The sequence below is a fragment of the Actinophytocola xinjiangensis genome (genome assembly GCF_001921215.1).
Lineage (GTDB): Bacteria > Actinomycetota > Actinomycetes > Mycobacteriales > Pseudonocardiaceae > Actinophytocola > Actinophytocola xinjiangensis.
Genome location: NZ_MSIF01000037.1, coordinates 1 through 26604, shown reverse-complemented (window position 1 = coordinate 26604; position 26604 = coordinate 1). Strand labels below are relative to the sequence as shown.

General features: G+C 73.5%; 22 protein-coding genes. 11 read left to right on the top strand and 11 right to left on the bottom strand.

Annotated features, from left to right (window positions below; translation table 11 throughout):
* Positions 1 to 7: 7 nt before the first annotated feature.
* The 3 genes from BLA60_RS38945 to arfA are packed head-to-tail and all read left to right on the top strand — an operon-like array spanning position 8 to position 3233.
* A complete protein-coding gene (locus BLA60_RS38945) occupies positions 8 to 895 on the top strand; it encodes a carbohydrate ABC transporter permease (RefSeq protein WP_211289003.1) in 888 nt (295 codons plus the stop codon).
* Between the two features lies 1 nt (position 896).
* The gene (locus BLA60_RS38940; protein ID WP_075138115.1) at positions 897 to 1730 is read left to right on the top strand and encodes a carbohydrate ABC transporter permease; all 834 of its coding nucleotides are present in this window, start codon (positions 897 to 899) and stop codon (positions 1728 to 1730) included.
* Between the two features lie 3 nt (positions 1731 to 1733).
* Positions 1734 to 3233 carry an arabinosylfuranosidase ArfA gene (gene arfA, locus BLA60_RS38935; RefSeq protein WP_075138114.1) on the top strand — a complete coding sequence of 500 codons (1500 nt, stop codon included), beginning with the start codon at positions 1734 to 1736 and terminating at the stop codon, positions 3231 to 3233.
* Here the strand turns inward: arfA and BLA60_RS38930 are convergent.
* Genes BLA60_RS38930 through BLA60_RS38920 form a run of 3 tightly spaced genes read right to left on the bottom strand, consistent with a single transcriptional unit; the run spans position 3220 to position 6306 of the window.
* A complete protein-coding gene (locus BLA60_RS38930) occupies positions 3220 to 4323 on the bottom strand; it encodes an NADAR family protein (protein WP_075138113.1) in 1104 nt (367 codons plus the stop codon). The two genes, arfA and BLA60_RS38930, sit on opposite strands and share 14 nt — an antisense overlap.
* A gap of 27 nt (positions 4324 to 4350) precedes the next feature.
* Positions 4351 to 5379 (bottom strand): mannonate dehydratase, encoded by a 1029-nt coding sequence (locus tag BLA60_RS38925; RefSeq protein ID WP_084736041.1) that lies wholly within the window; start codon positions 5377 to 5379, stop codon positions 4351 to 4353.
* 33 nt (positions 5380 to 5412) lie between these two features.
* On the bottom strand, positions 5413 to 6306 hold the full coding sequence (locus BLA60_RS38920) for an EamA family transporter (protein WP_084736032.1): 894 nt from the start codon (positions 6304 to 6306) through the stop codon (positions 5413 to 5415).
* 83 nt (positions 6307 to 6389) lie between these two features.
* Between BLA60_RS38920 and BLA60_RS38915 the strand changes: the two genes are divergently transcribed.
* On the top strand, positions 6390 to 7013 hold the full coding sequence (locus BLA60_RS38915; RefSeq protein WP_075138110.1) for a hypothetical protein: 624 nt from the start codon (positions 6390 to 6392) through the stop codon (positions 7011 to 7013).
* Here the strand turns inward: BLA60_RS38915 and BLA60_RS38910 are convergent.
* Together BLA60_RS38910 and BLA60_RS38905 are read right to left on the bottom strand one after the other, a co-directional pair.
* Entirely contained in the window at positions 6991 to 8013 is a 1023-nt protein-coding gene (locus BLA60_RS38910) for a zinc-dependent alcohol dehydrogenase family protein (RefSeq protein WP_075138142.1), read from the bottom strand. The genes BLA60_RS38915 and BLA60_RS38910 overlap by 23 nt on opposite strands.
* 70 nt (positions 8014 to 8083) lie before the next feature.
* Positions 8084 to 10048 carry a glycine/sarcosine/betaine reductase component B subunit gene (locus BLA60_RS38905; RefSeq protein WP_075138109.1) on the bottom strand — a complete coding sequence of 655 codons (1965 nt, stop codon included), beginning with the start codon at positions 10046 to 10048 and terminating at the stop codon, positions 8084 to 8086.
* A 64-nt stretch (positions 10049 to 10112) separates the two neighbouring features.
* On the opposite strand from BLA60_RS38905, the gene BLA60_RS38900 reads away from it, so the two are divergent.
* Positions 10113 to 10622, top strand: coding sequence for a CGNR zinc finger domain-containing protein (locus BLA60_RS38900; RefSeq protein ID WP_075138108.1), 510 nt, complete (start codon positions 10113 to 10115; stop codon positions 10620 to 10622).
* A gap of 3 nt (positions 10623 to 10625) precedes the next feature.
* On the opposite strand, the gene BLA60_RS38895 is transcribed toward BLA60_RS38900, so the two are convergent.
* The 4 genes from BLA60_RS38895 to BLA60_RS38880 are packed head-to-tail and all read right to left on the bottom strand — an operon-like array spanning position 10626 to position 15303.
* Positions 10626 to 11795, bottom strand: a complete 1170-nt coding sequence (locus BLA60_RS38895; protein WP_075138107.1) for an AMP-binding protein — start codon at positions 11793 to 11795, stop codon at positions 10626 to 10628.
* Positions 11792 to 14011 carry a lantibiotic dehydratase gene (locus tag BLA60_RS38890; protein WP_075138106.1) on the bottom strand — a complete coding sequence of 740 codons (2220 nt, stop codon included), beginning with the start codon at positions 14009 to 14011 and terminating at the stop codon, positions 11792 to 11794. Before BLA60_RS38890 ends, BLA60_RS38895 begins: the two co-directional genes overlap by 4 nt.
* 13 nt (positions 14012 to 14024) lie before the next feature.
* The gene (locus BLA60_RS38885; protein WP_084736029.1) at positions 14025 to 14639 is read right to left on the bottom strand and encodes a helix-turn-helix transcriptional regulator; all 615 of its coding nucleotides are present in this window, start codon (positions 14637 to 14639) and stop codon (positions 14025 to 14027) included.
* 55 nt (positions 14640 to 14694) lie between these two features.
* Positions 14695 to 15303 carry a helix-turn-helix transcriptional regulator gene (locus BLA60_RS38880; protein ID WP_075138105.1) on the bottom strand — a complete coding sequence of 203 codons (609 nt, stop codon included), beginning with the start codon at positions 15301 to 15303 and terminating at the stop codon, positions 14695 to 14697.
* Positions 15304 to 15543: 240 nt separating this feature from the next.
* Between BLA60_RS38880 and BLA60_RS38875 the strand changes: the two genes are divergently transcribed.
* From BLA60_RS38875 to BLA60_RS44040, 4 genes are all read left to right on the top strand, one after another.
* Positions 15544 to 18603 (top strand): type 2 lanthipeptide synthetase LanM family protein, encoded by a 3060-nt coding sequence (locus BLA60_RS38875; RefSeq protein ID WP_084736027.1) that lies wholly within the window; start codon positions 15544 to 15546, stop codon positions 18601 to 18603.
* Positions 18604 to 18654: 51 nt separating this feature from the next.
* Positions 18655 to 18870 carry a hypothetical protein gene (locus BLA60_RS38870; protein ID WP_075138104.1) on the top strand — a complete coding sequence of 72 codons (216 nt, stop codon included), beginning with the start codon at positions 18655 to 18657 and terminating at the stop codon, positions 18868 to 18870.
* 122 nt (positions 18871 to 18992) lie between these two features.
* Entirely contained in the window at positions 18993 to 21878 is a 2886-nt protein-coding gene (locus BLA60_RS38865) for a helix-turn-helix transcriptional regulator (protein ID WP_075138103.1), read from the top strand.
* A 195-nt stretch (positions 21879 to 22073) separates the two neighbouring features.
* Entirely contained in the window at positions 22074 to 22670 is a 597-nt protein-coding gene (locus tag BLA60_RS44040; RefSeq protein WP_154814902.1) for a hypothetical protein, read from the top strand.
* Here the strand turns inward: BLA60_RS44040 and BLA60_RS38855 are convergent.
* Positions 22630 to 23781, bottom strand: coding sequence for an NAD(P)/FAD-dependent oxidoreductase (locus BLA60_RS38855; protein WP_075138101.1), 1152 nt, complete (start codon positions 23779 to 23781; stop codon positions 22630 to 22632). The two genes, BLA60_RS44040 and BLA60_RS38855, sit on opposite strands and share 41 nt — an antisense overlap.
* A gap of 132 nt (positions 23782 to 23913) precedes the next feature.
* Between BLA60_RS38855 and sigJ the strand changes: the two genes are divergently transcribed.
* Together sigJ and BLA60_RS38845 are read left to right on the top strand one after the other, a co-directional pair.
* Entirely contained in the window at positions 23914 to 24816 is a 903-nt protein-coding gene (gene sigJ / locus BLA60_RS38850) for an RNA polymerase sigma factor SigJ (RefSeq protein ID WP_075138100.1), read from the top strand.
* A gap of 29 nt (positions 24817 to 24845) precedes the next feature.
* Complete coding sequence (locus BLA60_RS38845) at positions 24846 to 26039, top strand: cytochrome P450 (protein ID WP_075138099.1); 1194 nt, start codon at positions 24846 to 24848, stop codon at positions 26037 to 26039.
* A 1-nt stretch (position 26040) separates the two neighbouring features.
* Here the strand turns inward: BLA60_RS38845 and BLA60_RS38840 are convergent.
* Positions 26041 to 26604 (bottom strand): M56 family metallopeptidase (locus BLA60_RS38840; RefSeq protein ID WP_154814901.1); only part of this gene is annotated, 564 nt, incomplete at its 5' end.

Sequence of the window (26604 nt, the reverse complement as noted above, 5' to 3'; positions counted from 1 at the left end):
GTTGGCCGTGGCCAGCACCGACACCGGCCGGCAGGGCCGGCCAGCGCTGTGGTTCCTCGCCCCGTTCCTCGTGCTGTACGTGCTGTTCATCGTCGGCCCGGCGATCTACGGGCTGGTGATGAGTTTCTTCCACACCAGCATGGTCAGCACCGGTCTCGGCGAGTTCGCCGGGCTGAGCAACTACGCCGAGGCCCTGAGCAGCGCCGACTTCTGGTCGGCGCTGTGGCACACCGTCTGGTTCACCATCCTCACCACGCCGCCGCTGATCGCGCTGGCGCTGCTGTTCGCGCTGCTGGCCGAGCGGACCACCCGGGGCCGCTGGTTCTTCCGGCTCGCGTTCTTCCTGCCCTACGTCCTGCCCTCGGCGGTCGTCGCGCTGATCTGGATCTGGATGTACACGCCGGAGTTGGGGTTGCTCAGCCGGGCGGTGAGCGCGATCGGCCTGGGGGAGCCGAACTGGCTGGGCGACCCGGACTTCGCCATGGTGTCGCTGGCGATCACCACCGTGTGGTGGACGCTGGGCTTCAACTTCGTGCTCTACCTCGCCGGGCTGGCCGAGATCCCGCGTGAGCTCCACGAGGCGTCGGCGATCGACGGTGCCGGTCCGTGGCAACAGATCCGGCTGGTCACCGTGCCGCTGCTGTCGCGCACGACGTCGCTGGTGGTGGTGCTGCAGGTGATCGCGTCGCTGAAGGTGTTCGACCAGATGTACGTGATGACCCAGGGCGGCCCGAACTTCGCCACCCGCTCGGCGCTGCAGTACGTGTTCGACGTCGGGTTCACCGACTTCCGCAGTGGTTACGCCGCCGCCGCGTCCACGTTGTTCTTCGTCGTGGTGCTCGCGGTGTCGGCGGTGTGGCTCGTGATGACCCGCCGCCAGGAACCGGAGCTGTGAGATGAACGCCTCGGTCGACCGCCGCACCCGCCTGTTCAACCGGACCTGTGTCGGGGTGCTCATCGCGTTCGCGATCCTGTGGCTGGTGCCGCTGGCGTGGGCGGTGGACACCGCGCTCAAACCCAACAGCGAGACCACCAACCCGACCTGGGCCATCGACAACCCGACGCTGGCCTCGTTCGGCGCGCTGCTCGCGCAGGGCGACATCCTCAACTGGTACGCCGCCTCGTTCATCACCTCGGCGCTGGCCTGCGCCGGCACGGTGGTGACCGCGAGCCTGGCCGCGTACGCGTTGTCCCGGCTGCGGTTCCGGTTCCGTTGGCTGGCGTTCTGGTTCATCCTGGTGGGGATCATGATCCCCAGCCAGGTGCTGGTCGTGCCCCGGTTCCGGGAGTTGGGCGCGGTGAACCTGCTGAACACGTACTGGGCGGTGATCCTGCCGCAGATCCCGATCGCCATCGCGGTGTTCGTGTTCAAGCAGTTCTTCGACGGCATCCCGAAGGATCTCGACGAGGCGGCGCGCATCGACGGCGCCGGGTTCCTGCGCACCTACGCCCAGATCGTGATGCCGCTGGCCAGGCCCGCGGTGTCGGCGGTGGCGATCTTCGCCTTCGTGTGGACCTGGAACGACCTGCTGTGGCCGTTGCTGGCGTTGAGCAACCCGGAGATCATGACCATCCCGGTGGGTCTGGCCACGGTCCAGGGCACCTACGGTATCCGGTACGCCGACACCATGGCCTCGGCGGTTCTCGGCGCGCTGCCGCTGGTGATGGTGTTCCTGTTGTTCCAACGGCGCATAGTGGAAGGTATCGCAGGCACCGGGTTGAAGGGATAGTCCATGCAGCACGCCGCACTGACAGTCGACCCCGCGTTCCGCATCGGGGAGGTGGACCCACGGCTCTACGGGTCCTTTGTGGAACACATGGGCCGGTGCGTCTACACCGGCATCTACGAGCCAGGCCACCCCAGCGCCGACGGCGAGGGATTCCGGGGCGACGTCTCCGAGCTGGTCACCGAGATCGCGCCGCCGGTGCTGCGTTACCCGGGCGGGAACTTCGTGTCGGGCTACCGGTGGGAGGACGGCATCGGGCCGAGGGAGAACCGGCCGACGCGCCTTGACCTGGCCTGGCGGTCGCTGGAGACCAACCAGGTCGGCGTGGACGAGTTCACGAAGTGGGCGCGGCGCACCGGCAGCGAGCCGATGATGGCCGTGAACCTGGGGACCAGGGGCATCGACGCCGCGCGCAACCTGCTGGAGTACACCAACCACCCCGGCGGGACGTACTGGTCGGACCTGCGGCGCGCCAACGGAACGCCGAAGCCGCACGACATCAAGCTGTGGTGCCTGGGCAACGAGCTGGACGGGCCGTGGCAGATCGGGCACAAGACGGCGCTGGAGTACGGGCGGCTGGCGGCCGAGACGGCCAAGGCGATGCGCCGGGTCGACCCGACGATCGAGCTGGTCGCCTGCGGCAGCTCCCACCAGAAGATGCCGACCTTCGGCACCTGGGAGGCGACCGTGCTGACCGAGACCTACGACCTGGTCGACCACATCTCGCTGCACAGCTACTACGACCCGCTGCCCGAGGACAGGGCGAGCTTCCTGGCCAGCGGGGTCAACCTGGAGCGGATGGTCGAGGCGGTCGTGGCGACCGCCGACCACGTGCGCGCGGTCGGGCGGCACCGCAAGCGGATCAACCTGTCGTTCGACGAGTGGAACGTCTGGTACCAGAGCAGGTTCGGCGGCGAGGCGAGCCTGGACTGGGCCGAGCACCCGCGCCTGATCGAGGACGAGTACTCGGTGGTCGACGCGGTCGTGGTCGGCAGCCTGCTGATCTCGTTGCTGCGCCACGCCGACCGGGTGCGGATCGCGTGCATGGCGCAGCTGGTGAACGTGATCGGGCCGATCCGTTCCGAGCCGGGCGGCCCGGCGTGGCGGCAGACGATCTTCCACCCGTACGCGCTGATGTCGCGCCACGGCCGGGGTCAGGTGCTGCGGATCGAACCGACCGGCCCGGTCGGGGACACCGAGGCCTTCGGCGACGTGCCGCTGCTGGACGCCACGGCCGTTCACGACGAGGAGTCCGGGGCGGTGACGGTGTTCGCGGTCAACCGTGACCAGCACGCGCCGCTGGTGCTGGACCTGGACCTGCGGGCGGTGCCGGACCTGGTGGCCGGCGAGCACACCGCGCTGTTCGACGAGGACCCGGAGGCGACGAACAACGCCGAGCGGCCCGACCGGGTCACGCCACGGACCCTGCCGCGGGTGCGGGTGGCCGACGGGCGGGTGAGCGTCGAGCTGCCGGCGTTGTCCTGGAACATGATCAGGTTGCGCTGACCGCCAGTTCGGCGCGGACCAGTTCCAGCAGCCGGCCCAGCCAGTTGTGGCCCCGGTCGCCGAGCTGGCCCCAGAACGGGTCGCCGGTCGCGTAGATCAGGCGGCTCGTTCCGGTGGCCAGCAGGGCGGTGGCGAGGTCGGGGTGCTGGGCGAACTTGTGGCGCAGCAGGTCGGCCATGACGGCCGTGCGCCGCTGGTTCCAGCCGGGGTGGGCCGGTGCCCGCTCGCCGGCGTGCGCGGCGGCGTAGCCGTTGGCGGCGGCCAGGACCTCCTGGCGGGCCGGCTCGCCGGCGACGGCCAGCGCCCAGTAGGCGTGGGCGACGGTCGGGTAGGTCCGGTCGCCGGCGGTGACCGGGGCGGGGAACTCGTTGCGCAGCACCAGGACGCCGGCGTCGGCCGGCCAGCCGCGCGGGAAGTGCGTCTCGCTGATCAGGACGCTGGTCTCGGCCGGTTCGGCGGGTGGGCGCTCCCGGCGGTCCAGATCGGCGGTGAGGTCGGCGATGTCGGCGAGGGCCTCGGCGTGCAGTTCCTCGGTGACGGTCTCGGGTTCCTCGCTGCCATCGGCGTCGGGGAGCACGGGGTTGCCGGGGCCGGCCGCGAGGATCCGCAGCGGCCGGTCGCGCAGGTCCATGTCGCCCAGGGCATAGCGGCGCCGGTGCTCGGGGATGGCCTCGAACGCCCGGCGCAGCGCCGCGCGGTTGGCCTCGGTCGGGTCGGCGCGGAACACGTCGAGCACGGCCAGACAGCGGGCGGTGGAGTCGGGGCGGTCGTTGAGCTGGTCGATCTCGTCGCGGACCTCGCCGAGCAGCCGCCGCGCGGTCAGCGTCGACCACGACCGGTCGAACCGCCACGCGCCGATCCCGTCGGCCGAGGCCAGGGCGCCCTCGGGCAGGTCGGTGGCGACCCAGCCCTCGGCCAGCTTCTCGGCCAGCTCGTCGACGGTCACCAGACCCCAGCAGTCGACCAGGCCGTCGGCGTAGACGACCAGGTCGGTCAGGTAGTAGGTGTCGATGTTGTGGATGAACGCGGGCCGCCAGGTCCCCTCGACGCGTTCACCGTCGACCACACGCCAGGTCCGCCGTCTCCCCATGGGCCGGCAGCCTAGCGACGGGACGTCTCAGTCGATGCCCAAAGCGTTGAACACGCCCTGCAGGTAGCCGATGGCGTGCGCCCGGCCGCGCGAGCAGTACGCCTCCGACGACGTGTCGCCCCACGTGCCGGCGTCGCCGACCATGGCCGGGACGTGGTCGTCGATGAGGAAGCCGTCGAAGCCGGTCTCGTGCAGCCGGCGGATGACCCTGGCCGGGTTGAGGTTGCCCTCGCCGAGGAAGGACTCGGTGAAGCGCGGCACGGTGCCGCGCACGTCGCGGAAGTGGACGTAGCAGATGCGCCCGGCCGCGCCGAGGGTGTCGATGACCTCGTTGACCGACTCCTCGCCGTTCATCTCCGAGACCGTGCCGACACAGAAGTTCAGGCCCCACGCCGGGCTGTCCCCGGCCCGGCGCGACGCCTCGACCAGGGCGGCCGGCGAGGTGAAGATGCGGGTGGCGCCGCCGAGCGGGGTGTCGACCGGCGGGTCGTCGGGGTGCAGCGCCAGCCGCACGCCCTCCTGCTCGGCGACCGGCAGGACGGCGTCGAGGAAGTACTGGTGGTTGGCCCACATCTGGTCGGCGGTGATCGGCTCGTCGATCGGCTCGGTGGGGGTGAGCTTGTAGGCGGCGAGCGCGTTGCCCCGGTCGGCGACGTCGAGGTCGAACCCGGTGACCGCGGCGCCGCCCCGGCCGAGACCGCCCATGTCGGTGCGCCACACGTAGGTGGTGAGGAAGTTGTAGCCGAGCAGCGTGATGCCGACCTTGGCGAGGTTGCGGATCGTGCGCTGGTAGTTCTCGATCTGCTCGTCGCGGCCGGGCAGTCCACGTTGGACCTTGACGAAGTGCTGGGCGGGGACGTTCTCCAGGCCCTCGATCACCAGCCCGTCGCGGTCGCAGCGGTCCCGCAGCTCGCGCAGCTCGGCCAGGCTCCAGTAGCCGTTCTCGCACGGCAGGTTGCTCGGCGTGTGCAGCTGCACGGAGCCGAGCCCGAGCTGGTGGGCGAACGCGGCGGTCCGGTCGTCGTAGGTGTCGATGTGACCGAGGCTGATGCGCACATCGGTCACGCTAACCGCCGAACCGGCGCGGGACTACACGCCGGTGGCCTCGACCACTCCGGCCAGCTGGACCAGGACCGCGCCGGCGAGCATCACCGCCGCCCCGGCCAGCTGGGCGGGGCCCAGCGCCTGGCCGAGCAGCACCCACGCCAGCGCGGCGGCGACCAGCGGTTCCACCACCGACAGCACGCTGGCCCGCGCCGGGGCCAGCTCACGCAGGGCCCGCAGTCCGGCCAGGTAGGGCAGCGCGGTGCCGGCCACGGCCAGCGTGAGCAACACCAGCCACACCGGCCCCAGCGGCGTCGCCGCGCCCAGCCGGTCCACCGGCAGTGTCCACGGTGGACAGAGCACGGCCAGCACGACCGCGCCGACGACCAGCCCGGCGGCGGTCGTGCCGAGGGCGTCGCGGCGGTGCGCGGCGCGCTCCCCGAGCAGGAAGTACCCGGCCGAGCACACCGCCGACCCCAACCCGGCCGCCACACCCAGCGCGTCCAGCCCGCCACCGTCCCAGATCCGCGCGACCACCGCCAGCCCGGCGACCGCCAGCCCGATGCCCAGCCACACCAGCCGGGGCAGCCGCACGCCGCGCACCACCCGCACCCACAGCGCGACCAGCGCGGGCGCCAGGTTCACCAGCACCATCGCCACCCCGACCGGGATCCGCGCCACGGCCACGAAGAACAGCAACTGCACCCCGGCGACCCCGAGCACGCCGTAACCCAGCAGCGGCCAGACGTCACCGGCCCGCCACCGCAACGCCCCCGGCCGCGCCAGCGCGACCAGCGCCACCAGCGGCACCGCCGCCAGCGCGACCCGCACCGAGGTGACCGCCGCCGCCGGCCAGCCGGCGGCCATCACGGCCTTGGCCAGCGGCCCGGAGGTCGCGAACAGCACCCAGGACACCAGGCCCAGTCCGGTTCCGGTCATGGTCGCTGTCATGGCCACGACCGCAGTGTGCTGGCCGGGAAATCCGGTTGAACACCGAATTTCCGGCCGGCCACACTGGGCGGATGATCGTGCTGGAACCGGTGCTGGAGGTCGTCCCGCCGGAGGGGTTCGCGCTGTGGCCGGTCGCCGGGATCGAGCGGTTCGGCCTGCTCGCCCTCGGTGGCGGGCTCACCGAGGACGAGATCGGCACGGCCGTCCTGGGCATCGCCGCGTACAACCACGACGCCGGCGACCCGCACCCGCCGACCGACCCGCTCGGTGCCTTCCTGCACGGGCTGATCACCGTCGACGAGCCGCTCGCCGCCGGTGGCCTGCGGGTCACCGACGCCACGGCGGGTGTCACGCTGGTTCCCGGCTGCTGCACCGGTCTGGAGGACCGGCGCGACTGGTACGGCGTCCTGGACGGCGGCTACGGCTTCTTCGGCCACGAACCCAGCCCGTCGGCCGAACGTCACGGCGACACGGTCCGGCTGACCGTCGACACCGACCTGCGCGACAGCCCGGTGATCGAGCTGCCGGCCGCCACGCTGCGGGAGCTGCTGGCCGGCGCCGAACGTGACCTCACCGCGTTTCTCGGGCTCGTGACCGCGTGGGCCGCCCGGCACCTGCCCGAGCACGCCGACCCGGTCGTCTCGGCCATCGCGCGGGCACTGGACCTGCCGGTCAGGGAACCAACAGCGCCTTGATCGCGCGGCGTTCGTCCATCGCCCGGTAACCCTCCGCCGCCTCGTCCAGCGGCAGGGTCAGGTCGAAGACCCGGCCGGGGTCGATCACCCGGTCCAGGATCAGGTCGATCAGCTGGGGCAGGAACCGGCGGACCGGCGCGGGGCCGCCGTGCAGGTGCACGTGGGAGTAGAACAGCTCCTCACCCGGCAACGTCACGCCGTGGGCCACGCCGACGTACCCGACGTGCCCGCCGGGGCGGGTGGAGCGGATGGCCTGCATCATCGACTCCTGGGTGCCGACCGCCTCGACGACCGAGTGCGCGCCCAGCCCGTCGGTCAACTCCCTGATCCGCGCCACGCCCTCGTCGCCGCGTTCGGTGACGATGTCGGTGGCGCCGAACTCGGTGGCCAGCCGCTGGCGGGGCTCGTGGCGGCTCATCGCGACGATCCGTTCCGCGCCCAGCTGCCGGGCGGCCAGCACGGCCAGCAGCCCGACCGCCCCGTCGCCGACGACCACGACCGTGCGGCCTGGCCCGGCGTGCGCGGCGAGCGCGCCGAACCAGCCGGTGCCCAGCACGTCGGAGGCCGCCAGCAGGCTCGGGACCAGGTCGTCGGGCGGCACGCGCGGCGTCGGCACCAGCGTGCCGTCGGCCAGCGGGACCCGCACCCACTCGGCCTGCGTGCCCAGCGAGCCCATCGGCACCCGGTGCCGGCAGGCGCTCTGGTAGCCGGCCCGGCAGTTCGCGCAGCAGTTGTCCGAGGCGAAGAACGACCCGACGACGAACTGGCCGGGGCTGATCGTGGTCACCTCGTCCCCGACCGCCTCGACGACTCCCACGTACTCGTGGCCCATCGGCGACGGGCCGTCGACGGTCTCGATCCCCCGGTAGGGCCACAGGTCCGACCCGCACACGCAGGTCGCGGACACGTGCAGCAGCGCGTCGGTCGGCTCGATGATCGTCGGGTCCTCGCGGTGGTCCACCCGGACGTCACCGGGAGCGTGCAACACGACGCCACGCACGAGGAACTCCTTCCACCGTCGGAGCTCCATCACAGACGTACTCCGGGGCGCCCGCAACTCCGAGGCCCGGTCACCCCCGGTAGGACTCGGCGAGCCGGACCGTCTGGCCGGGCGTGGTGGCGGTGGTCAGCAGCTCCAGCGCGCCGGTGAGCACCCGGCGCTGCTGGGCGGTGTCGTGCGGTGCGCCAAGGGCCGCGCCCATCGGGGTGTCGGCGGTGGCGATCCGGGGCGCGCCGAGCTGCGCGGCGACCGTCGGCAGCGACGCGATGATCACCGTGGGGATGCCGGCGCGCTCGACCAGCCGTTGCAGCACGACCGCCGACCGGTGACAGCTGCCGCACGCGCCGACCAGCACGACCGCCTCGGCGCCGCACTCCCGCAGCCGCCGGACGAGGTCGGGGCCGGTGATGGTGCGGACCCGTTCGATCTCGGCGCCGCCGCCCTGCATGGCGAAGTGCGTGCCGGTGACGCCGCCGATCACCCCGGCCTCGGCCAGCTCCCGCAGCCGGGCCAGTGGGAACAGGCAGTTGGGGTCGGCGTTGACGTCGCTGTTGTCGTAGCTGCCCGAGGCGAAGGTCAGCCGCTCGTCGGGCGTCGGCGCGGGAATCTCGCGCAGGGTGTAGTCGGCGTAGGGGCGGAACGGGGTGTCGCCGGCGGTGTGGGCGCCGGCCGAGGACACCAGCGCGACCCTGGTCGCGGCCAGCGGTCCGGCCAGGACCGCGAGCTCCGGCGGCGTGGTCGCGGCGACCGGGACCTCGCTGCGCAGGCCGTCGCCGGGCGTCGCGCCGGGCTCCCACACCGGGGGCGGCGGGGCGATGTCGGTGCCGAGCAGCATCGTTTCGAGCATGGTGACCGCGCGGCCGGCGTCGGCGGCGTCGGCGGTGTTCTCGCCAAGGACGTCGGTCTCCTGGCCGCTGGCCGCCTTGTTCACCTCGACCAGGGCGTAGAGGTACTCGTTGCCGGCGACCAGACCCCGGGCGGCCGACCAGCACACGCCGACGGTCGGCGTGCCGTACTTGGCGATCTCGGCGATGGCGGCGGCGAAGTCGATGTGGTTGTTGCCGAAGCCCTCGGTCGCCACCACCACACCGTCCACACCGGACGCCGCGACCAGGGCGCCGACCCGCCGGGCGACGAAGTGCTTGTCGGCCTCCTGCGCGGGGCTGCCGACGACGATGACCCCGGTCAGGCGCAGCCGGGGGTTCCCGGCGAGCGCCGTGACCAGCGGGTCGCGGTAGTAGTGCAGTGTCGTTTCCTTGCTGGACGGGCCGACGCAGCACAGCGAGTGCACGGCGCCGTCACGGATCTCGTTGACCCGCAGTTGTTGGGGCAGGTTGCCGAGGTCGATGAGCGAGGCCGCGCCGCGCACGCCGGCCGGTTCGGTGGGGAAGACCAGGTTCTCGTGCATGGCTCCCTGGCCCATGACCAGTTTCACCAGCGCGACGCGCGGCCCGCTGCCACCGGGTTCGGTGAGCGTTTCCCGGCCGGTGACCGGCGCGGCCAGCAGTGCGGCCCGCAGCCGGTCGGCGACCAGGTCGGCGGCGCGGTGGGCGGCGGCGGGGCCGGGGCGTTCCATCCGCCGGCCGGCCTCGATGGTGACGGCGACCCGGATGATCCAGTCGCCGGGGTCGGGGGTGCCGGCGGCGGCGTCGGCGAGCCGGTCGGCCAGGACGCCGGCGGAGTTGCCGGCCTCGCCCAGCTGGGTGCCTTGGGCGTCGACGCCGGTCACGACCAGCGCGAGTCCGGTGGCCAGCCGCGTGGTCCCGTGGCCGAGGCCGCCCTCGACCTTGGCGGCCAGAGGGGCGACGTCGAGGATCGTGTCGGTCGGCACGGCGCGCCCGTCCGGGGGGATGACGTCGACGGACACCGAGGTCACCAGGGGGACGGCGATGCCGTCGGCGAGGTCGGTGGCGACGGTGAGCGTGCCGTCCCGCCAGGCGGTCGTCGCGCCCCGGCGCACGGCGCTGACCGCGACGGTCTCGCGGACCAGGGTCGGGGGAGGCAGGATCTCGCAGTCGCACCGCACCTGGGTCACCTCGGCGTCAGTAGTGAAATTGGTTATGCTCCTGACGTTAGGGTGATCACGGCTCAGGAGTCAAATGAACTTTGGTGCTTACGCGAACCGGGCGGTGCTGACGGCCGTCGACCTGGTCAACAGCCCGGACCTGGACGAGGCCACGGCCGCGGCCCTGCTGACCAACCGGGGCTGGGCGCTGACCGAGCCACCGCCCCCGGCCGAGCTGGAACGCCTGCGCACCACCCTGCGCGCGGTGTTCGGCGCCGGCGACGAACGCGCGGTGGTCGCCGCGCTCAACGCCGTGCTCGCCGACCGCCACGCGCTGCCCCAGCTCACCGACCACGACGGCGCCTGGCACTGGCACTACGCCCCGGACGGCGCCGGTGTCGCCGACCGCGTCGCCGCGACCACCGCCGCCGCCCTGCTGACCGTCATCGCCGACGGCGGCGCCGACCGGCTGCGGGTGTGCGCGGCCGACGGCTGCCAGGACGTGTTCGTCGACCTGTCCCGCAACGGTTCCCGGCGTTTCTGCAGCTCCCGCTCCTGCGGCAACCGCACCCACGCGGCGGCCTACCGGGCGCGCCGCCGCTGACCGCTACCGCAGGGCGGCCAGCGGGCGCTCCTGGGGCTCCCGGGGCCGGGTGACCAGGTCGCCGAGGTGGACCAGGGTGCCGTCGGGCAGCCGCCGGGCCAGGTCGCCGGTGCGGAACATCCGCGCGCCGGGCGGGCCGAACGGGTCGGGGAGGAACCGGGTGGCGGTGTCGGCCGGCCGGCCGAGATAGCCGCGTGCCACCCCCGGCCCACCCAGGTACACCTCGCCGGGAGTGCCGTCGGGGACCGGCTCCAGGCGCTCGGACAGCAGGTGGACGGTGACGCCGTCGTGCGGGGTGCCGATCAGGTCGACCTCGGTCTCCGGGTGGGTCGGCACGTCCTGGCGGGTCGAGGGCAGGGTGACCTCCGGTGGGCCGTACTGGTTCAGCAGCCGCCCGCCCAGCAGGTTGCGCCCGCCCGAGGCCAGGAACGGGCGCAGCGACTCGCCGCCGGTCACCACCAACCGCACGGCCCGCAGCCACCGCGACGCCGACCGGTCCTCGGTCAGGTACCCCAGGCACGACGGGGTGACGCCGAGGATCGTGTTCACCCCGAAGACCTCCGCCGCGCGGCCGAGCCCGGCCGGGCGCGCCAGCGTCGCCCGGGGCAGCACGACCAGCCGGCCGCCGGCGACCAGCGTGCCGAAGATCTCCCGCACCGAGGCGTCGGTGCCCAGCGGGGCCAGCCGCACGGTCACCGTGTTCGGGCCCAGGTCGCAGTCCTCGACCAGCGCCACCAGCGAGCTGACCAGCCCGAGGTGCTCGACCAGCACGGCGTCGGGGCTGACGTAGGCCAGCGACCGCGGCCCCGGCGAGCGCGGGATGAACGCCGCGGCCGGCGCCGGGTCGTCGGCCAGCACCACCGGGACCCCGGCCGGGACGGTCGCGGCCAGCGCGCCGGTGGTCAGTACGCACGCCGTGCGGTCCACGTCCCAGGTGCGGAACGCGCCGCCGGCGCGCAGCACGGCGGCCAGGCCGACGACCGCGTCGACCCCGCTGTCCAGGGCCACCCCGCAGATCCGTTCCGGTCCGACGCCGGCCGCGACCAGTGACCCGGCGAGCCGGTCGATCCTGGCGAGCAGCTCGCCGTAGGTCAGCTCGGCGTCGTTGCCGACGACCGCCGGCTGGTGCGGTGTGCGTGCGGCGTGGGCGGCGATCGCGTCGAGCACCGTCATGTCCCGGCTCCCTGCTGGTCGACGGCGATGAGCCGCAGTTCGGACAGATACGCGTTGCCCGCGTCGTCGGTGAGCCACGCCTGGTCGGGGGTGGGCAGCATCTCGGTGATGGTCAGTCGCCCGTGCGGGACCTCGGCGGCGAGCCGGCGGGCGCAACCGGCCAGGATGTTCACCGACACCGGGCTGTCGAAGTCCACGGTGAACACCGGCTCGGCGGGGGAGTCGACGACCACGAACCGGGGCAGGCCGGTTCGCGCGCGCCACCGCCGGGCCAGCACGAACCGCCGGGCCTGCGATGGCTCCTCGGCGAAGGTCAGTCGGGTGGGGGCGATCCGCCAGGTCTCGCGGGCGACGGTCAGCCGGTCGATGGTGACCCTCGGCGTGTGGTCGTCGTCGCCGGTCACGCCGAACCGGTCGGCCACCCGGGCGCTCATGGCCTCGCCGAACACGTCCAGCAGGTCGAACACCGTGCCGTCGGGCAGGACCGCCGACAGCCGTCCGTCCTGTTCGGACACCGTGACGTCGGCGCCGAGGACGGTACGCGGCCGGCGCGGGTCGACGGTGTGGTCGGCGAGCGCGACCTGGTAGTCGCACGGCCGCACCAGTGCCGGCTGGTCGCGGTCGTACGGTCTGGCCGGCATCGGCAGCAGTCGCGGGCCCGGGAAGTCCACTGTGGTCTGGTCGAGCAGTTCGGCCGGGTCGGTGTGCTGGCGGAGGAACAGGGCCGTGCCGGCGGTGTTGGTCGCGACCGGCAGGGCGTCGAGCACCAGGCTGAACTCGCCCCGCTCGACCGCCTCGACGCTGGTGGCCGCCACCCGCAGCCGGGGGCTGGCGTAGCGCGCGCCCGGCCAGCCGGGACCCGGTTCGGCGAACGCGGCGCCGAGCTTCACCGCTATGTCCATACTGGACAGTTGAACGTGGCTGGCGCCCGGTGGCGCGGCGACGATCCCGGCCCAGCGTTCGCGCAGCTCGCCCTGGAGGCGTTCGACCTCGGTGACCGCCTCGCGGTGCGGCGCTGGCAGACACTCGAACCACAGCGACCCGAGGTCCACCGAGCCGTCACGGGCCAGCAGCCGCCGGTAGGCGTGCCGGACGTGCCCGGCGATGGCCGAGGCGAACCGGCCGGCCAGCCAGCGCGCCGCGTCCAGGCACAGCGCGAGCGGCGCCAGCTCACCCAGGACCGCCGTGCCGACCCTGGCCGTGGCCGAGCGGCGGCGGTCCAGGTGCACCAGCGGCCGGTCGGGCAGCCCCCGGGTACCGCTGGTGAGCCCTTCGAGGTCGGTCCGCAGCGCCGCGACCGCGACGGGCAGTGCCCCGGCGTCCCGGCCGGCGGCGACCACCCGGTCCAGCCCGCGCTCCACGACGTCCACAGTGGACAGTGCGGTGGCGCGGGTCGCCGGATCGCCGACCGCGTCCAGCGCGGCCCGCAGCGACCGGTACGCGTCCGGGCCGGCCGGCACCTCCAGCCGCCACACGATCCACCGCCGGGCCACCATCTCCGCCAGCGTCGTCACCACCGCCGGCGAACCGACCGGCCGGTCCCGGCGCGCGGACAGCGCCTCGGCCAGGTCGGCGACCGTGCGTGTCCCGTCGCACAGGGCGAGCAGCTCCCGCGTCGCCGGCGGCACCAGCCGCGTCGGCCGGCCCGCGACCGACACCGTGCTCCCACTGACCCGGACGAACGGCACCCGCCGTGGCGGGATCCACGCGCGCAGCGCCGGATCGGAGTCCACGGCCCGGGCGAGCACGTCGACCACCCAGCCCGCCACGGACACCTCCGAGGACGCCACCAGCCCCACGCCGTGGTCGACCTCGACCCCCTTGATCGACGGATCCCAACCGCCCCACCCGATCGGTCCACCCGCCGAACGCGTGGCGAGGCGCTGCCAGTGGTGGGCGGCCAGGTCCTCGCAGTCCTCCACCGGCGGCGTGAGCGCCGGATCCGACCAGGCCACCGCCGTGCGGAAGGCCGGCCGGTCGGCGATCTCCCGCACCGTCAGCGCGGTCGTCACCGAGGCGGTGTCGAACGACGCCACGAACGCGTCCCAGCGCGGGCCGCCCGCCAGCGGCGCCTCGGCGGGCAGCGCGTCGGCCGCGCCCGCCAGGCCGTCCGGGGCCAGCGACAGCACCCCCGAGGCGGGAAAACCCGGGCCACACACCGCGAACCGGGGCCACAGCCGCCACCGCCCGACCGTCAGCGGGTTCTCGGACTCCACGTCGTCCCTCCGGTCAGACCAGGCCGAGCCGGACGGCCTCGGCGACCGCGTGCGCCCGGTTGCGCGCGTTCAGCAGCACCAGCAGCTCGCGGACCACGTTCTTCACCGTGTGCACCGAGCAGGTCAGCGACCGGGCGACGGCCGCGTTGTCGAACCCCTCGGCCAGCAGCCACAACACCGACAGGTGCCGCCGGGTCAGGCGCGGTGCGCGCCCCGCCGCCCCGGACCCGCCCAGCAGCCGGACCAGCACGTCGTGCGGCATCTGCCCGCCGCCCTCGCGCGCGGTCAGCAGACCGGCGGCCAGGTGCCCGGGGCTGGTGGTGGCGAACCGGAGCAGCGTCGTCGCCCCGGCGCGCACGGCCTCGCGGACACCCTCACGGGAGAACGTGTCGGCCAGCACCACCACCCGCGCACCCGGCCACCCGGCCGGCCGCAGCGCGAACGCCTCCTCGACGGTCGTCCCGGCCACCAACAGAACGTCCACATCGGACTCCAGGTCGGCGGTGACGACCACGTCCCGGTGACGCAACAGCCGATCCACCTGCTCCCGGCTCGCCGGACACACCCGCGCACACACCCGCAACGGCGCGACAGCGGCCGCCGGCCGAACCAGAACCGGGACACTCACGACCGTCCCCCACCAGCTCGCTCGCCTGTGCCCATCGTTCGCTCGCCAACCTCACTCACAGCAACCCCGTCCGTAGCGCGTAGGCCACCGCGTGGGCGCGGTTGCGCAGCCGGAACCGGTTGGTGATGTCGTGGATGACGCTCACCACCGTGCGCGCCGAGTAGCACAGCTGGCGGGCGATCTCGGCGGTGTCGCACCCCTGCGCCACCAGCGTCAGCACCGCCCGCTCACGCTCGCTCAGCGACGAGGACGGCCCACCCGGCGGCGGCACCGTCGACGCTCTGGCCAGCAGGTGGTCCAGCAGGTCCGGCGGCACCGTCGAGTCACCGCTGGCGGCGGCCAGCGTCGCGCGCGCCAGCCGGCCGCCGGCCGTCTCCCGGCGGCGCAGCAGCCCACGCGCCCCGGCGGCCAGCGCGTGCAGCGCCGCCGTCGCCGCCAGGTCGGTGGCCACCAGCACCACCTCGGGCCGGGCGGCGGTGTCGCGCGTGCCGCGCACCAGGTCCAGCTCCCGCTCCCCGACCTCGTCCACCACGACGACCGTGACCGCCGGCGCCTCCCCCGGCAGCACGACCGTCACGTCCGGCGACGCGCTGAGCGCCACCGTCGCACCGGCCTCCAGCACGGGGTCGAGCGCCACCACGCCGACCGGAACCGGTTCACCCACGATGCCCTCCTCGGCGAGTCGAACGAGCTGGTCCCAGCATGTGCGCGCGGGCCCGCCCGCACATCGGGTCCCGGTACCTACATTTGTTCCCCGGCCCCGACCTGCTGGTCATCAGCGCCGCCAGCTGCTGTTTCGGGGTGCCGGCGGGCCCGGCGGGGCAGAACGTGGGGGTCGGTGACAGCGGAATGTCGGGGTCGGACCCCCATGACGGGGACCGGTCCGGCTGGCAGTGTCGCCGCCATGACCTCCAGCGGCGGGAACGTCACGATCGCCGGGCACACCGAGCCGCTGGCGGGTCAGGCCTGGTGGGCCCGCGCGCTCGCCACCCACGAACGTCTCCCCGCCGATCAGACCCGCCAGCCCGTGGAGCCGGCCGACCCCACCGACACCGCCGCCCTGCTGGCCGCCGACCTCGGACTCGACGCCGACGCCGTCCGCGCGCTGCGGGCCGAACCGCCGGCCACGCTCGCCGCCCGCGTCGCCAGACCCGGCTGGGTGGACACCACCGAGCGGGTGGTCTCCGCCGCCCGGCCCGCCACCGCCGGCGAGGTCGACGGCCCGTGGCGGGCGGCGTTCGGCCGGGTACTGGCGCCCTTCGCCGACGACGCCGTCCGCCGGATCACCTCGGCCGCCGGCACCGTGGACCCCGCGCTGCTCGACCTGGCCGGGATCACCGCCGGGATCCGCGACACCCTGCTGGCCGAGCTGGTCCGGCTGGCCGCCAGGGCGCTGGTGACCCTGCTGCACGAGTGGGGCGCCGAGGGCCGGCTGACCGGCCCCGACTCCCGCGCCCGCTTCGTCGGCTTCGCCGCCGCCGTGGCCTCCCGCGACGGGCTCGCCGAGCTGTTCACCCGCTACCCCGTGCTCGCCCGGCTCCTCGCCACCGCCACCGACGCCACCGTGACCACCACCGGCGAACTGCTCGACCGGCTGGTCGCCGACCGGGCGCTGGTGGTGGCCACACTGCTCGACGGCACCGATCCCGGGCCGGTGACCGCCGTGGTGACCGGACGCGGCGAGCGCCACCACGGCGGGCGCGCGGTCGCGTTCGTCGACTTCGCCGACGGGCGGCGGGTGGTCCACAAGCCGCGCGAGGTCACCACCGGGCTGCGGGCGGGGGAGTTCCTCGACCGGCTGGCCGCCCACCAGCCGTCGACCGGCCCGCGCACCGCGCGGACCGTCGCCGCGGCGGGGTACGGCTGGTCGGAGTACGTGCCCCGGCGTGAGCTGGCCGACCGCGCGGGGGCAGAACGTTTCTACCGTGGCCAGGGGGCGCTGCTGGCCGCCCTGCACGTGCTGCGCACCACCGACGTGCACTTCGAGAACGTCGTCGCGCACGGCGACACCCCGGTCCTGATCGACACCGAGACACTGTTCAACGCCGAACTGGACGTGGCCGGCAGCGGCGACCCGGCCAGCGACCTGCTCGCCTCCTCGGTGTACCGCACGTCGCTGCTGCCGAGGCTGGTCGTCGGCGAGCAGGGCATCGCCGACCTGTCCGGTCTCGGGGGCGACAGCGGCGCGGCCAGCCCGGCCAGCGTCGTGGACTGGCTCGACGCCGGCACCGACCGGATGCGCCTGACCCGGCGCGCCACCACGCTCACCGGCTCGGCCAACCGCCCGCGTCTGGACGGCGCCGACCTCGACCCCGGCGACCACGAGGACGCGATGGTCGCCGGGTTCCGCCAGGCCTACGACACGATCGTCGCCCACCGCGACGAGTTCGCCGAGCTGCTCGGCGCGTGCACGGGCCTGGAGGTCCGGGTGATCACCCGGCCGACCTGGCTGTACGCGACGCTGCTCGACGAGACCACCCACCCCGACGTGCTGCGCGACGCGCTGGACCGCGACGAGGCGCTGTCGGTGCTCTACGCCGGGCGCGCCGGCCACCCGCTGTTCGGCCAGCTGCTGCGCCACGAGATCGCCGCGCTGTGGAACGGTGACGTGCCGATGTTCCTGGCCGGCGCCGGCGCCGGCGACCTGCGCACCCCCGAGGGCGTGCGGCTGCCGCGACGGTTGCCCCGCCCCGGGGTCGGCGCCGCGCTGGCCGTGCTCGCCGGCCTCGACGAGGTCGACCGCCGGGAACAGGAGTGGATCATCGCGGCGGCCCTGGCGACCCGGCGCGGCGCGCCGGCCCACCCGGTCGCCACGACGGTCGCCGGCGCGCTGGGCAACGCCGTGGTGCATCCGGACGCCCTGGTGGCCGCGGCCCGCGCGGTCGCCGACCGGATCGTCGCGCACGCCGCCGGCGCCGAGGGGGAGCGGGTCAACTGGCTGGGCCTGGAGGCCGTCGACGAGCGGCAGTGGCTGGTGCTGCCGATGGGCGCCGGCCTGGGCAGCGGCTATCTCGGGGTCGCGCTGTTCCTGGCGCAGCTGGCCGGGGTCACCGGCATCGACCGCTACGCCGAGGTCGCCGCCCGGGCCGTCGACGACGTGCCGTCCCTGGTGCGGTCGCTGACCGCGAACCCGGCACTGGCCACGGCGGTCGGCTGGGGCGGGCTGTCCGGGCTCGGCGGCCTGGCCTACGGCCTGACCCGGCTCGGTCTGCTGCTCGACGACCCGGTGCTGTGCGAGTGCGCCGCCGACGTGGTGCTGCTGGCCGCGACCGCCGGCCCGCTGGGCCCCGACCCCGGCTGGACCGGGGGCCTGGCCGGCTGTCTGGCGGCGATGAGCGCCGTACACGTCGACCTCGGGCTGGCCGAGGCCGCCGCCGTGGCCACCGACTGCGCCGACCGGCTGACCGGCATCGCCGACGAGGACGTCGGTGGCCTGCCGCTGACCTTCGCCGCGGGCCTCGCGGGGATCGCCTGGGCGTTGGCCAACGACGGTCCGGCCCCGGCCCACCGCGAGGCCGGCCGGCGGGCGGCGGCCCAGGTCGCGGCGCTGGCCACCACCCGCGAGCCGACCGGCGGCTGGTGCGACGGCGGCGCCGGCCTGGCCCTGGCCAGTTCGTGTGTGCCGGGTCAGATCTCGCCGGCCGACGTCGCGGCGATGGCCGACGGTGCGGTGGGCGGAGACCTGAGCCTGTGCCACGGCCAGTTGGGGGTCACCGAGGTCCTGGCGGCGATCGCCGGGACCGGTGGGCCGGTGACCCCGGCGTCGGTCGCACTGCCCCGCCACGCCGGGCAGGCGCTGGACGTGCTGCACCGGCACGGGCCGCTGTGCGGGGTGCCCGGCGCGGTCCCCACCCCGGGGCTGCTCACCGGGCTCGCCGGCATCGGCCACGGCCTGCTGCGGCTGGCGGCACCCCACCAGGTGCCGTCGATCCTGTTGCTACGACCAGGAACCACCCGTTCCTGACCCCGGTTCCGCACACCCACGGGACCTGTTCCACCAGAAGGGAAACCCACCATGTCCGAGCACATCCCGACCGACGACCCGACCACGAACGCCGTTGGCCGGCTGCGCCTGCTGCCGTCGGTGACCTTCGGTCTGAACACGGCCGTGCTGACCCGCGCGGCGCTGCCGGTGGCGATGGTGGCCGCCGGTCTGCTGGCCGGCGGCCCGGCCGCCGGGGCGGAGAGCCTCGTCGTCCTGGACACCACCTGCTGCCCGCCGCAGGCGTGACCTGACGGCGCGCCGGAGGCCGTTTCCGCTGTTGGATACCGGCGAACAGCCTCCGGCGGGCTGGGCGCGGTTGGTCGGATCGGCGCAGCCGAACGGACAAAACGTCAGGTAATGTCGCGTTTATGCGGCATGGTTCAGCCGCCCTGACCGGTCGCGAACGCGAGCTGCGGGTCCTGGAGGACGCGCTCGCCGACGCCAGGATCGGCCGTGGCGGCGCGGTGTTCCTCATCGGCGAGCCGGGCATCGGGAAGTCCCGGCTGGCCGCGGCGGCCACCGAGTCGGCCTACGCGGCCGGAATGGCCCTGATGCGGGGGCGGGCCAGCGTCATCGGCCCGGCGACGCCGTTCCGCCCGCTCACCGAGGCGATCCTGTACCTGCTGCGGGTGAACACCATCGACCAGGCGGAACTCGGGCCCTTCGGCCCGATTCTCGGGCGGGTCGTGCCGGGCTGGGGGAACGCGGCCACGTGGGGCGGCGACGGTGACTCGCTGGTCGTGCTGGCCGAGGGGATCCTGCGGCTGACCGGTCTCGCCGGCCGGGACGACGGTTGCCTGCTGGCGTTGGACGATCTGCATGACGCCGACGCGGAAACCCTGGCGGTGCTGGAGTATCTGGTCGACAACCTGGATCTGTGGCCGACCCTGTTGATCGGCGGGATCCGCGACCACGAGAGCACCGCGGCGACCCTGGCCAGAACCGCCGCACAGCGCGGACGGTGCACGGTCATCGAACTGGACCGCCTGCCCCACGACGACCTCCGACGCCTCGCCATGTCCTGTTTGGACAGCGAGCTGCCGGCCGAGGCACTGCGCCTGCTGTGGGCGGGCAGCGCCGGAAACCCTTTCATGGCCGAGGAAATGCTCAAGGTCATGGTGGACGACGGCACCCTCACCCGCACCGGCGGCACCTGGACCTTCACCGGCGACCCGACGGCGACGTCGGCGGGCCTGGCCCGCCCGCTGGCCAGGCGGGTGGCCAACCTCGGTCAGCGCACCAGGGACGTGCTGGCCGTGGCGGCCACGTTCGGCTCCCGCTTCCCGCTGGCGGTCGTGCGACTGGCGACGGGCCTGTCGGACCATGTCCTGCTCAGCCTCCTGCAGGACGACCTCGCCGGCCAGCTGGTGGCGCCCGACGAGCAGACCGCCGACTGGTACACGTTCCACCACCAGCTCAGCCGGGACGCGGTTCTGGCCCAACTGGATCGCGAGGAGCAGGCGCGCCTGGCCGGCCGCGTGGCCGACGCGGTCGACACGGTTCACCCCGGCCACCCCGGCGAATGGTGCGAGGTGGTGGCCAGACTGCGCCTGGACGCCGGCGACCGCGAAACGGCCGGCCGCCTGTTCGCCGAGGCCGGTCGCCGCGCCCTCACCGCCGGCGGCGCCACCTCAGCGGTGTCCCTGCTGGACCGGGCGTTCGAACTCCTGGCCGGCGACCAGCAGACCAGGGCGTCCGTGCTCGAACAGCTGTTGCTGGCCCTGGTCGAGGCCGGCCAGGTGGAACGCGCCCTGACGTCGATGCGCATCCTCGACCAGGTCGGCGACCTGAGCGCGAAACGCAGGGCGAACCTGCACACCCAGGTGGCGTGGGCGGCGGCCGTCGCCGGTCGCGGTGAGGAGGCCCTGAGCCAGGTCGCCGCCGCCCGAGGCCTGCTCGGCCCGTCTCCCGACGCCGCCGACCTGGCACAGGTCGACGTGGTCGCCGCCCACCTGGCGTTGGACCAGGCGGGGGTCGGCCAGTTCGACCACGCCGAACGAACCGCCCGCCAGGCGGCGGCCGTGGCGGAATCCGTGCCGCTGCCGGCGGTGGCGTGCCAGGCCTGGCAGCTGCTGGGCGCGATCGTGCGCCACCGGGACCCGGCGGAGGCGACCCGCTGCCTGGAGCGGGCGAACTCGCTGGCGATCCAGTACGGCCTCCCGATCTGGGAGATCCACGCCCTGATCCGCCTGGGCAACGACGACGCGCTGCGCACCGGTGACATCCGCCGCCTGGAACAGGCGCGGGACAAAGCGGGCCAGGTCGGCGCCGTCACCGCCGGGTACCAGGCGGAATCCAGCATCGCCCTCCAGCTGATCCTGCGCGGCGACTGCGCCGGTGCGCGCGCGGTGATCGACCGCGTCCTGGGCTCCACGGTCCGCCTGAGACTGATGGAAACCACCCGGTACCTGCTGCTGCTGCGCGTGGTGTGCGCCGCGCACGAGGGCGACGAGTCAGCGATGACCGTCGCCCTGGCCGAGTTCGAACGCTGGGGCGGAAACCCCACCCTGCACGCCCCCCGGATCCACGGACTGGCCGGGGCCTTCCGCGCCCTGCTGGCCGAAAACCGTTCCCTGGCGTCGTCGCTGGTCGCCTCGGTGTCCACTCTGGACGGCGTCTACTACCTCAGCGGCAGACACGGTCTGGCCCTGCTCCTCACCGTCCTGTCCGGCGAGGCCGACCGCACCGAACACGCGGCAGTGGCCGCTGACCCGGCCAGCGCACTGCGCTGGGACCGCCAGTTCGTCCTGTTCGCCGACGCGGTCCTGTCCGGCCGCGAGGGCAACGGCCCAGCGGCCACCGAAGCGGTGACGCAGGCGCTGGCCGTGGCCGAACCGTTCACCATGACCCGCCACCTCGGACTACGACTGGTGGGCCAGGCGGCGCTGGAGGACGGCTGGGGCGAGCCCGCCGCGTGGCTACGCGCGGCCGAAAGCTACTTCCACGGCCGAGGCATCCGCCCGGTGGCCGACGCCTGCCGAGCCTTGCTGCGCAAAGCAGGAGCGAAGGTCCCCCAACGACGCTCAGGAGTGGACGGAATCCCACCAGAGCTGCGGTCGGCCGGGGTCACCGTGCGAGAGTACGAGGTACTGGGCCTGCTGGTGGGCCGGTTGGGCAACCAGGAGATCGCCGCCAAACTGCACGTGTCGCCGAGAACGGTGGAACGACACGTCTGCAACCTGATGACCAAAACCGGCCTCCCCAACAGAATCGCCCTGGGCCAGTTCGCCGCGGACTTCGTCCCCGCACGCTGACGACCGCTGGCGGTTGGACCATCAACCGTCTCTGACTCAAGAGGAAACGCTATCCAACACCCAGGCTACTTCCAAACCCTGTACCGCCTCCTCGCAAATCAAGAAGACACCCTGCTGGACCAACAACCCCAAGCGGCCAAGTGCCTGGCCGAACTGGCCGGCTTGAAACAACGCCAACCAGCCACCCCATCCCACTTGTACGAACTGTATGCCCTGAACCGGATCAGCGATTACCTGCTACCCCAACCTCAGCTGCGTGCGGGCTTCCTGACAAACATAGGTCTCACCCCCTTCGAACACACCACGAACTTCTCCCCCTTCCATCACGAAATCACCATGGTGACACCGGACGAAACCACCGACGAGATAACCCTGGAAGAAGTAACAAGTCCAGGATTCACCTTCGGCAACCTGCTGTTCAGTCGAGCGGAAGTGCACATCCGAGCCCCGCGCACACTGATCAACCCAGAAACCGCCACCACGTCAACCCTGTACTTCACCCACCGCCGTCCAACCCGCCGAACCGACGACCTCTCCCACGGCTGGGGATCACACTCCCAATGGGCCACCGCCTTCCCCCGCTTCTACCAGGACGACCAAGGCCTCCACTTCAACCACGACGGTGAGCACGACCTGACCACCGAATCCACCGACCCGGCAACGGAACAACGCCGGGAACTACTGCTGTACCGGTGTTTCGTCCGCGATCTCCCCGCCGACGAAGGCGACCGTTTCCCCTACTCCGACCGTCTCACACTCGCTGCGCCGCTGTCGCCCTCGTCCCGCCCTTGATCCACGGCAGCGATCCGGGCCTGCGTGCCTCCAGACGAATCTTGGCCAGCGCCACTTTGCAGGTGAACTCCTTGTACACCGCCGCCACCCGCCCGCCGAAGTACAGCTCCCTCGCCCGGTCGTCCTTGGTGGCGAACTGCCGCACACCGCCGCCGCGCCCCAGGCTCACGCACGACCCGACGAACGCCTGGTTGATCACCGCCGGTTCCTCGCCGGCGATCCGGCTGAGCACGGTGTCGGCCGCCTGCGCCCCCAGCGGTCCGGCCGCCTGGCAGCTCATCCGCAATGGCTGACCGGACGGCGCCGCCGCGTCCCCGGCGGCGACGATCCGCTCGTCGTCGACACTGGTCAGGGTTTCGTCGGTGAGCAGGCGTCCCAGGTCGTCGGTGCGCAGGCCGCTGGCCGCCGCGAGGCCGGGCACGCCGAAACCCGCCGCCCAGATGGTCAGCGCGCCGCGGTGGGTCGAACGGTCGGCGAGAACCACCGCGTCGGGCAGGACCTCGGCCACCTGACCGTCGACCAGCACGACTCCGTGGCGGGCGAGCCATCTCGTCGCCGATCGGCGCGCTCCGACGCTCAGCGAGGGCGCCAGGTCGCCGATCAACGTGACCGGCCGGCCCTGTTCGGCCAGTTCGGCGGCCACCTCGACGCCGGTCAGGCCGCCGCCGACGACGGTGACCCGGTCCGACGGCGCCAGCTCACCCAGCCGCGTACGCAGCCGCCGCGCGGACTCCAGTTCGGCGACCGACAGGGCGTGCACGGCCGCACCGGGCACCGACAGCGGGATCGCGCCGGTGCTGCCGACGGCGTAGACGACGTGGTCGTAGGGCAGCGTGCCGCCCGAGGCCAGGTGGAGGGTGCGGGTGGCCGGGTCGATGCGGGTGACGTCGTCGACCACCAGCCGCACGCCCTCGCCGAGCAGCGTGTCGTAGTCGACTTGGGCCTGGCCGGTGCCGGCGGTGAACTGGTGCAGGCGGATGCGGTCGACGAAAACCGGCCTCGGGTTGACGATGGTGACGGCGACGTCGTCGCGGGAGCGCAGCCGGTTGGCCGCGATCGTTCCGGCGTAGCCGCCGCCGACCACGACGACCTGGTGAGCTGGTGTTGACATGCGATGTCCCTTCGCTGTTCGGGTTCTCACCGCCTCCGACAAGGCGCCGCCGCGAAACGTGAGACGTCACGAAACGGCCGGCTGTCCCGTCGAAGGGGTGAGCGATCGCAGACACCGACGGAGCCGACGACGATGACCAACCCGCCAGAACCAGCCCTGAGCGTGATCATGGGCGAGCGCCGCCAGCTGATCAACCTGGCGTATCGCCTGCTGGGGACGTTGGCCGACGCGGAGGACGTCGTCCAGGAGACCTACGCCCGCTGGTACGCGATGCCCGTGCGGGCGCGGCTGGACATCCGCCGGCCGGGCGCCTGGCTGACCACGGTCGCCAGCCGGCTGTGCCTCAACATCCTGACCTCGGCCCGCGCCCGCCGGGAAACCTACGTCGGCGAGTGGATTCCCGAGCCGCTGCCCGAACCGGGGGAGTGGGCGGTCACGGACCCGGCCGACCAGGTCACCCTCGACGAGTCGGTGAACATGGCGTTCCTGGTCGTGCTGGACGCGATGACGCCCGCCGAGCGGGTCTCGTTCATCCTGCACGACGTGTTCGGCTACCCGTTCGCGGAGGTGGGCCGGATCGTCGGCCGCAGCGACGTCGCCTGCCGCCAGCTGGCGTCCTCGGCGCGCCGGCGGCTGCGCACCGCGCACACCCCGGCGCCGCTGCCCGACCAGGCCGGGGTCGTCCGCGAGTTCAAGGCGGCCTGGGAGGCCGGTGACATCACCGCGCTGATCGGCCTGCTCGACCCGGACGCCACCGCGACCGGTGACGGCGGCGGCCGGGCCCGCACCAGCCGCCACCCGATCCAGGGCGCCGAGTCGATCGTGCGCTCGCTGCACGCCCTGTTCCGCCGCCTCGGCCCGATGACGCTGCTGGAAAGCACGGTCAACGGCCAGCCGGGCCTGGTCGTCCAGCGCGACGGCGTCACCGTCACGGTGGCCGCGTTCCACGTCGTACGCGGCCGCATCCGGCACATCTGGGCGGTCCGCAACCCCGACAAGCTCCGGGCGTGGACTCCGGCCACCGCAGTGAAGTAGTTGTCCCGCAACAGAAATGGATGGATCTGATGACGCAAGCCCCGAACCTGCCGCTACCGATGCGCCGTGACGGCCTGTACCCGACCGACGAGCTGGCCAGGGCGCGCGAGGAGGAAGGCGTGGTGTCCATCACGACCCCGGCCGGCCGGCCGGCGTACGTGGTGTGCCGGCACGCGGACGTCCGCGAGGTGCTGGCCGACACCGACCGGTTCAGCAGCGCGGCGAGTCAGATCCCGGGTGCGGAGATGCTGGACAAGGAGGAGGCCGAGCGGCTGCGGGCCGGGCAGCTGATCAGTTTCGACCCGCCGGAGCACACCCGGCTGCGGCGGATGCTGACCGGCGAGTTCACGGTGCGGCGGATGCGCCGGCTGGAGCCGAGGATCACCGAGATCGTCGACGCCGCGCTGGACGAGCTGGAGGCTGCCGGGAAACCGGCCGATCTGGTGGCGCACTTCGCGTTGCCGGTGCCGTCGCTGGTGATCTGCGAACTCCTCGGCGTGCCGTACGCCGACCGCGACGGGTTCCAGGACCGCTCGATGCGGTTGCTGGACACGTCGTTGTCGCTGGAGGAGCGGATGGTCGCCCAGCGGGAGGGGCGCGCCTACATGGCCGACCTGGTCGCCCAGGCGCAGGCCAACCCCGGCGACGACCTGCTCGGCATGCTGATCCGCGACCACGGCGACGACCTGTCGACCGAGGAGCTGATCGGCAGCGCCGAGCTGCTGCTGATGGCCGGCCACGAGACGACCTCGAACATGCTCGGCCTTGGCACCCTGGCGCTGCTGCGCCACCCCGACCAGTTCGCGGCGTTGCGCGACGACCCGGAGCTGATCGACTCCGCCGTCGAGGAGCTGCTGCGCTGGCTGTCGGTGGTGAACTGGATGCCCCCACGCCGGGCGAAGACCGACGTCGAGATCGCCGGCCACACCATCCCCGAAGGGGCGCTGGTGATGACGTCGCTGGTGTCCGCCAACCGCGACACGTCCCTGGTCGAGGATCCCGACCGACTCGACCTGGCCCGCCCGCCGACCCGGCACGTCGCCCTCGGGCACGGCGTGCACCACTGCCTCGGCGCCCCGCTGGCCCGCACCGAGATGCGGATCGCGTTCGGCGCGCTGCTCCGCCGCTTCCCCACCCTGGCGCTCGCCCAGCCCTACGACACACTGGACTACCGCCGGTTCAGCGTCGTCTACGGCCTGCACGCCCTGCCCGTCACCTGGTGACCTAGCCGGGGCAGGTGACCAGCGACAGGCCGAGCAGCCCGACCGTGCCGACGGCGAACGGGAGGGCCGTGACGGTCAGCCCGGCCACCGCGCAGGTCACCGCGCGGCGCAGCCGGCCGGGAGTCGTCGTGCCGTGCCGTAGCCGGGCCAGCCGCAGGTCGACGGCGTCGCCGGTCATGGCCAGCGCCGAACGGGGGGTGTCGTGGTGGGACACGCACAGCAACGCCGAGCGGACCGCCGAGGTGCCGTGGTGGCGCACGGCGGCCGCGTCGGCGGCGAGTTCGACCAGGGCACGGATCGCGGCCGGGGCGCGGCCGAACAGCGGGACGAACGGCAGTGCCGCCCGCAGCGCCTCGGCCGTGGCGACCAGCAGGTGGTGGCGGCCGCGCAGGTGGGCCCGCTCGTGGGCCAGCACGGCCGCCGCCGCCGGCGCGCCAAGATGCCGGGTCAGGCCGTCGGTGGCGACGACGATGCGCCGCCGCCCGGCGAGGCTGAACGCCAGCGGCCGGTCGTGGGCCAGCCACAGGGTGTCCGGCGGCTCCCAGCGTCCGGCCAGGCGCAGCAC

Bases quoted from the DNA above. Each gene is read 5' to 3' on its own strand.
- BLA60_RS38865 (WP_075138103.1), top strand. From the start codon at position 18,993: ATGCGGCATGGTTCAGCCGCCCTGACCGGTCGCGAACGCGAGCTGCGG.
- BLA60_RS38845 (WP_075138099.1), top strand. From the start codon at position 24,846: ATGACGCAAGCCCCGAACCTGCCGCTACCGATGCGCCGTGACGGCCTG.
- BLA60_RS38895 (WP_075138107.1), bottom strand. From the start codon at position 11,795: ATGACGGTGCTCGACGCGATCGCCGCCCACGCCGCACGCACACCGCAC.
- BLA60_RS38875 (WP_084736027.1), top strand. From the start codon at position 15,544: ATGACCTCCAGCGGCGGGAACGTCACGATCGCCGGGCACACCGAGCCG.
- BLA60_RS38870 (WP_075138104.1), top strand. From the start codon at position 18,655: ATGTCCGAGCACATCCCGACCGACGACCCGACCACGAACGCCGTTGGC.
- BLA60_RS38915 (WP_075138110.1), top strand. From the start codon at position 6,390: ATGATCGTGCTGGAACCGGTGCTGGAGGTCGTCCCGCCGGAGGGGTTC.
- BLA60_RS38855 (WP_075138101.1), bottom strand. From the start codon at position 23,781: ATGTCAACACCAGCTCACCAGGTCGTCGTGGTCGGCGGCGGCTACGCC.
- BLA60_RS38940 (WP_075138115.1), top strand. From the start codon at position 897: ATGAACGCCTCGGTCGACCGCCGCACCCGCCTGTTCAACCGGACCTGT.
- sigJ (WP_075138100.1), top strand. From the start codon at position 23,914: ATGACCAACCCGCCAGAACCAGCCCTGAGCGTGATCATGGGCGAGCGC.
- BLA60_RS38930 (WP_075138113.1), bottom strand. From the start codon at position 4,323: ATGGGGAGACGGCGGACCTGGCGTGTGGTCGACGGTGAACGCGTCGAG.
- BLA60_RS38900 (WP_075138108.1), top strand. From the start codon at position 10,113: ATGAACTTTGGTGCTTACGCGAACCGGGCGGTGCTGACGGCCGTCGAC.
- BLA60_RS38920 (WP_084736032.1), bottom strand. From the start codon at position 6,306: ATGACCGGAACCGGACTGGGCCTGGTGTCCTGGGTGCTGTTCGCGACC.
- arfA (WP_075138114.1), top strand. From the start codon at position 1,734: ATGCAGCACGCCGCACTGACAGTCGACCCCGCGTTCCGCATCGGGGAG.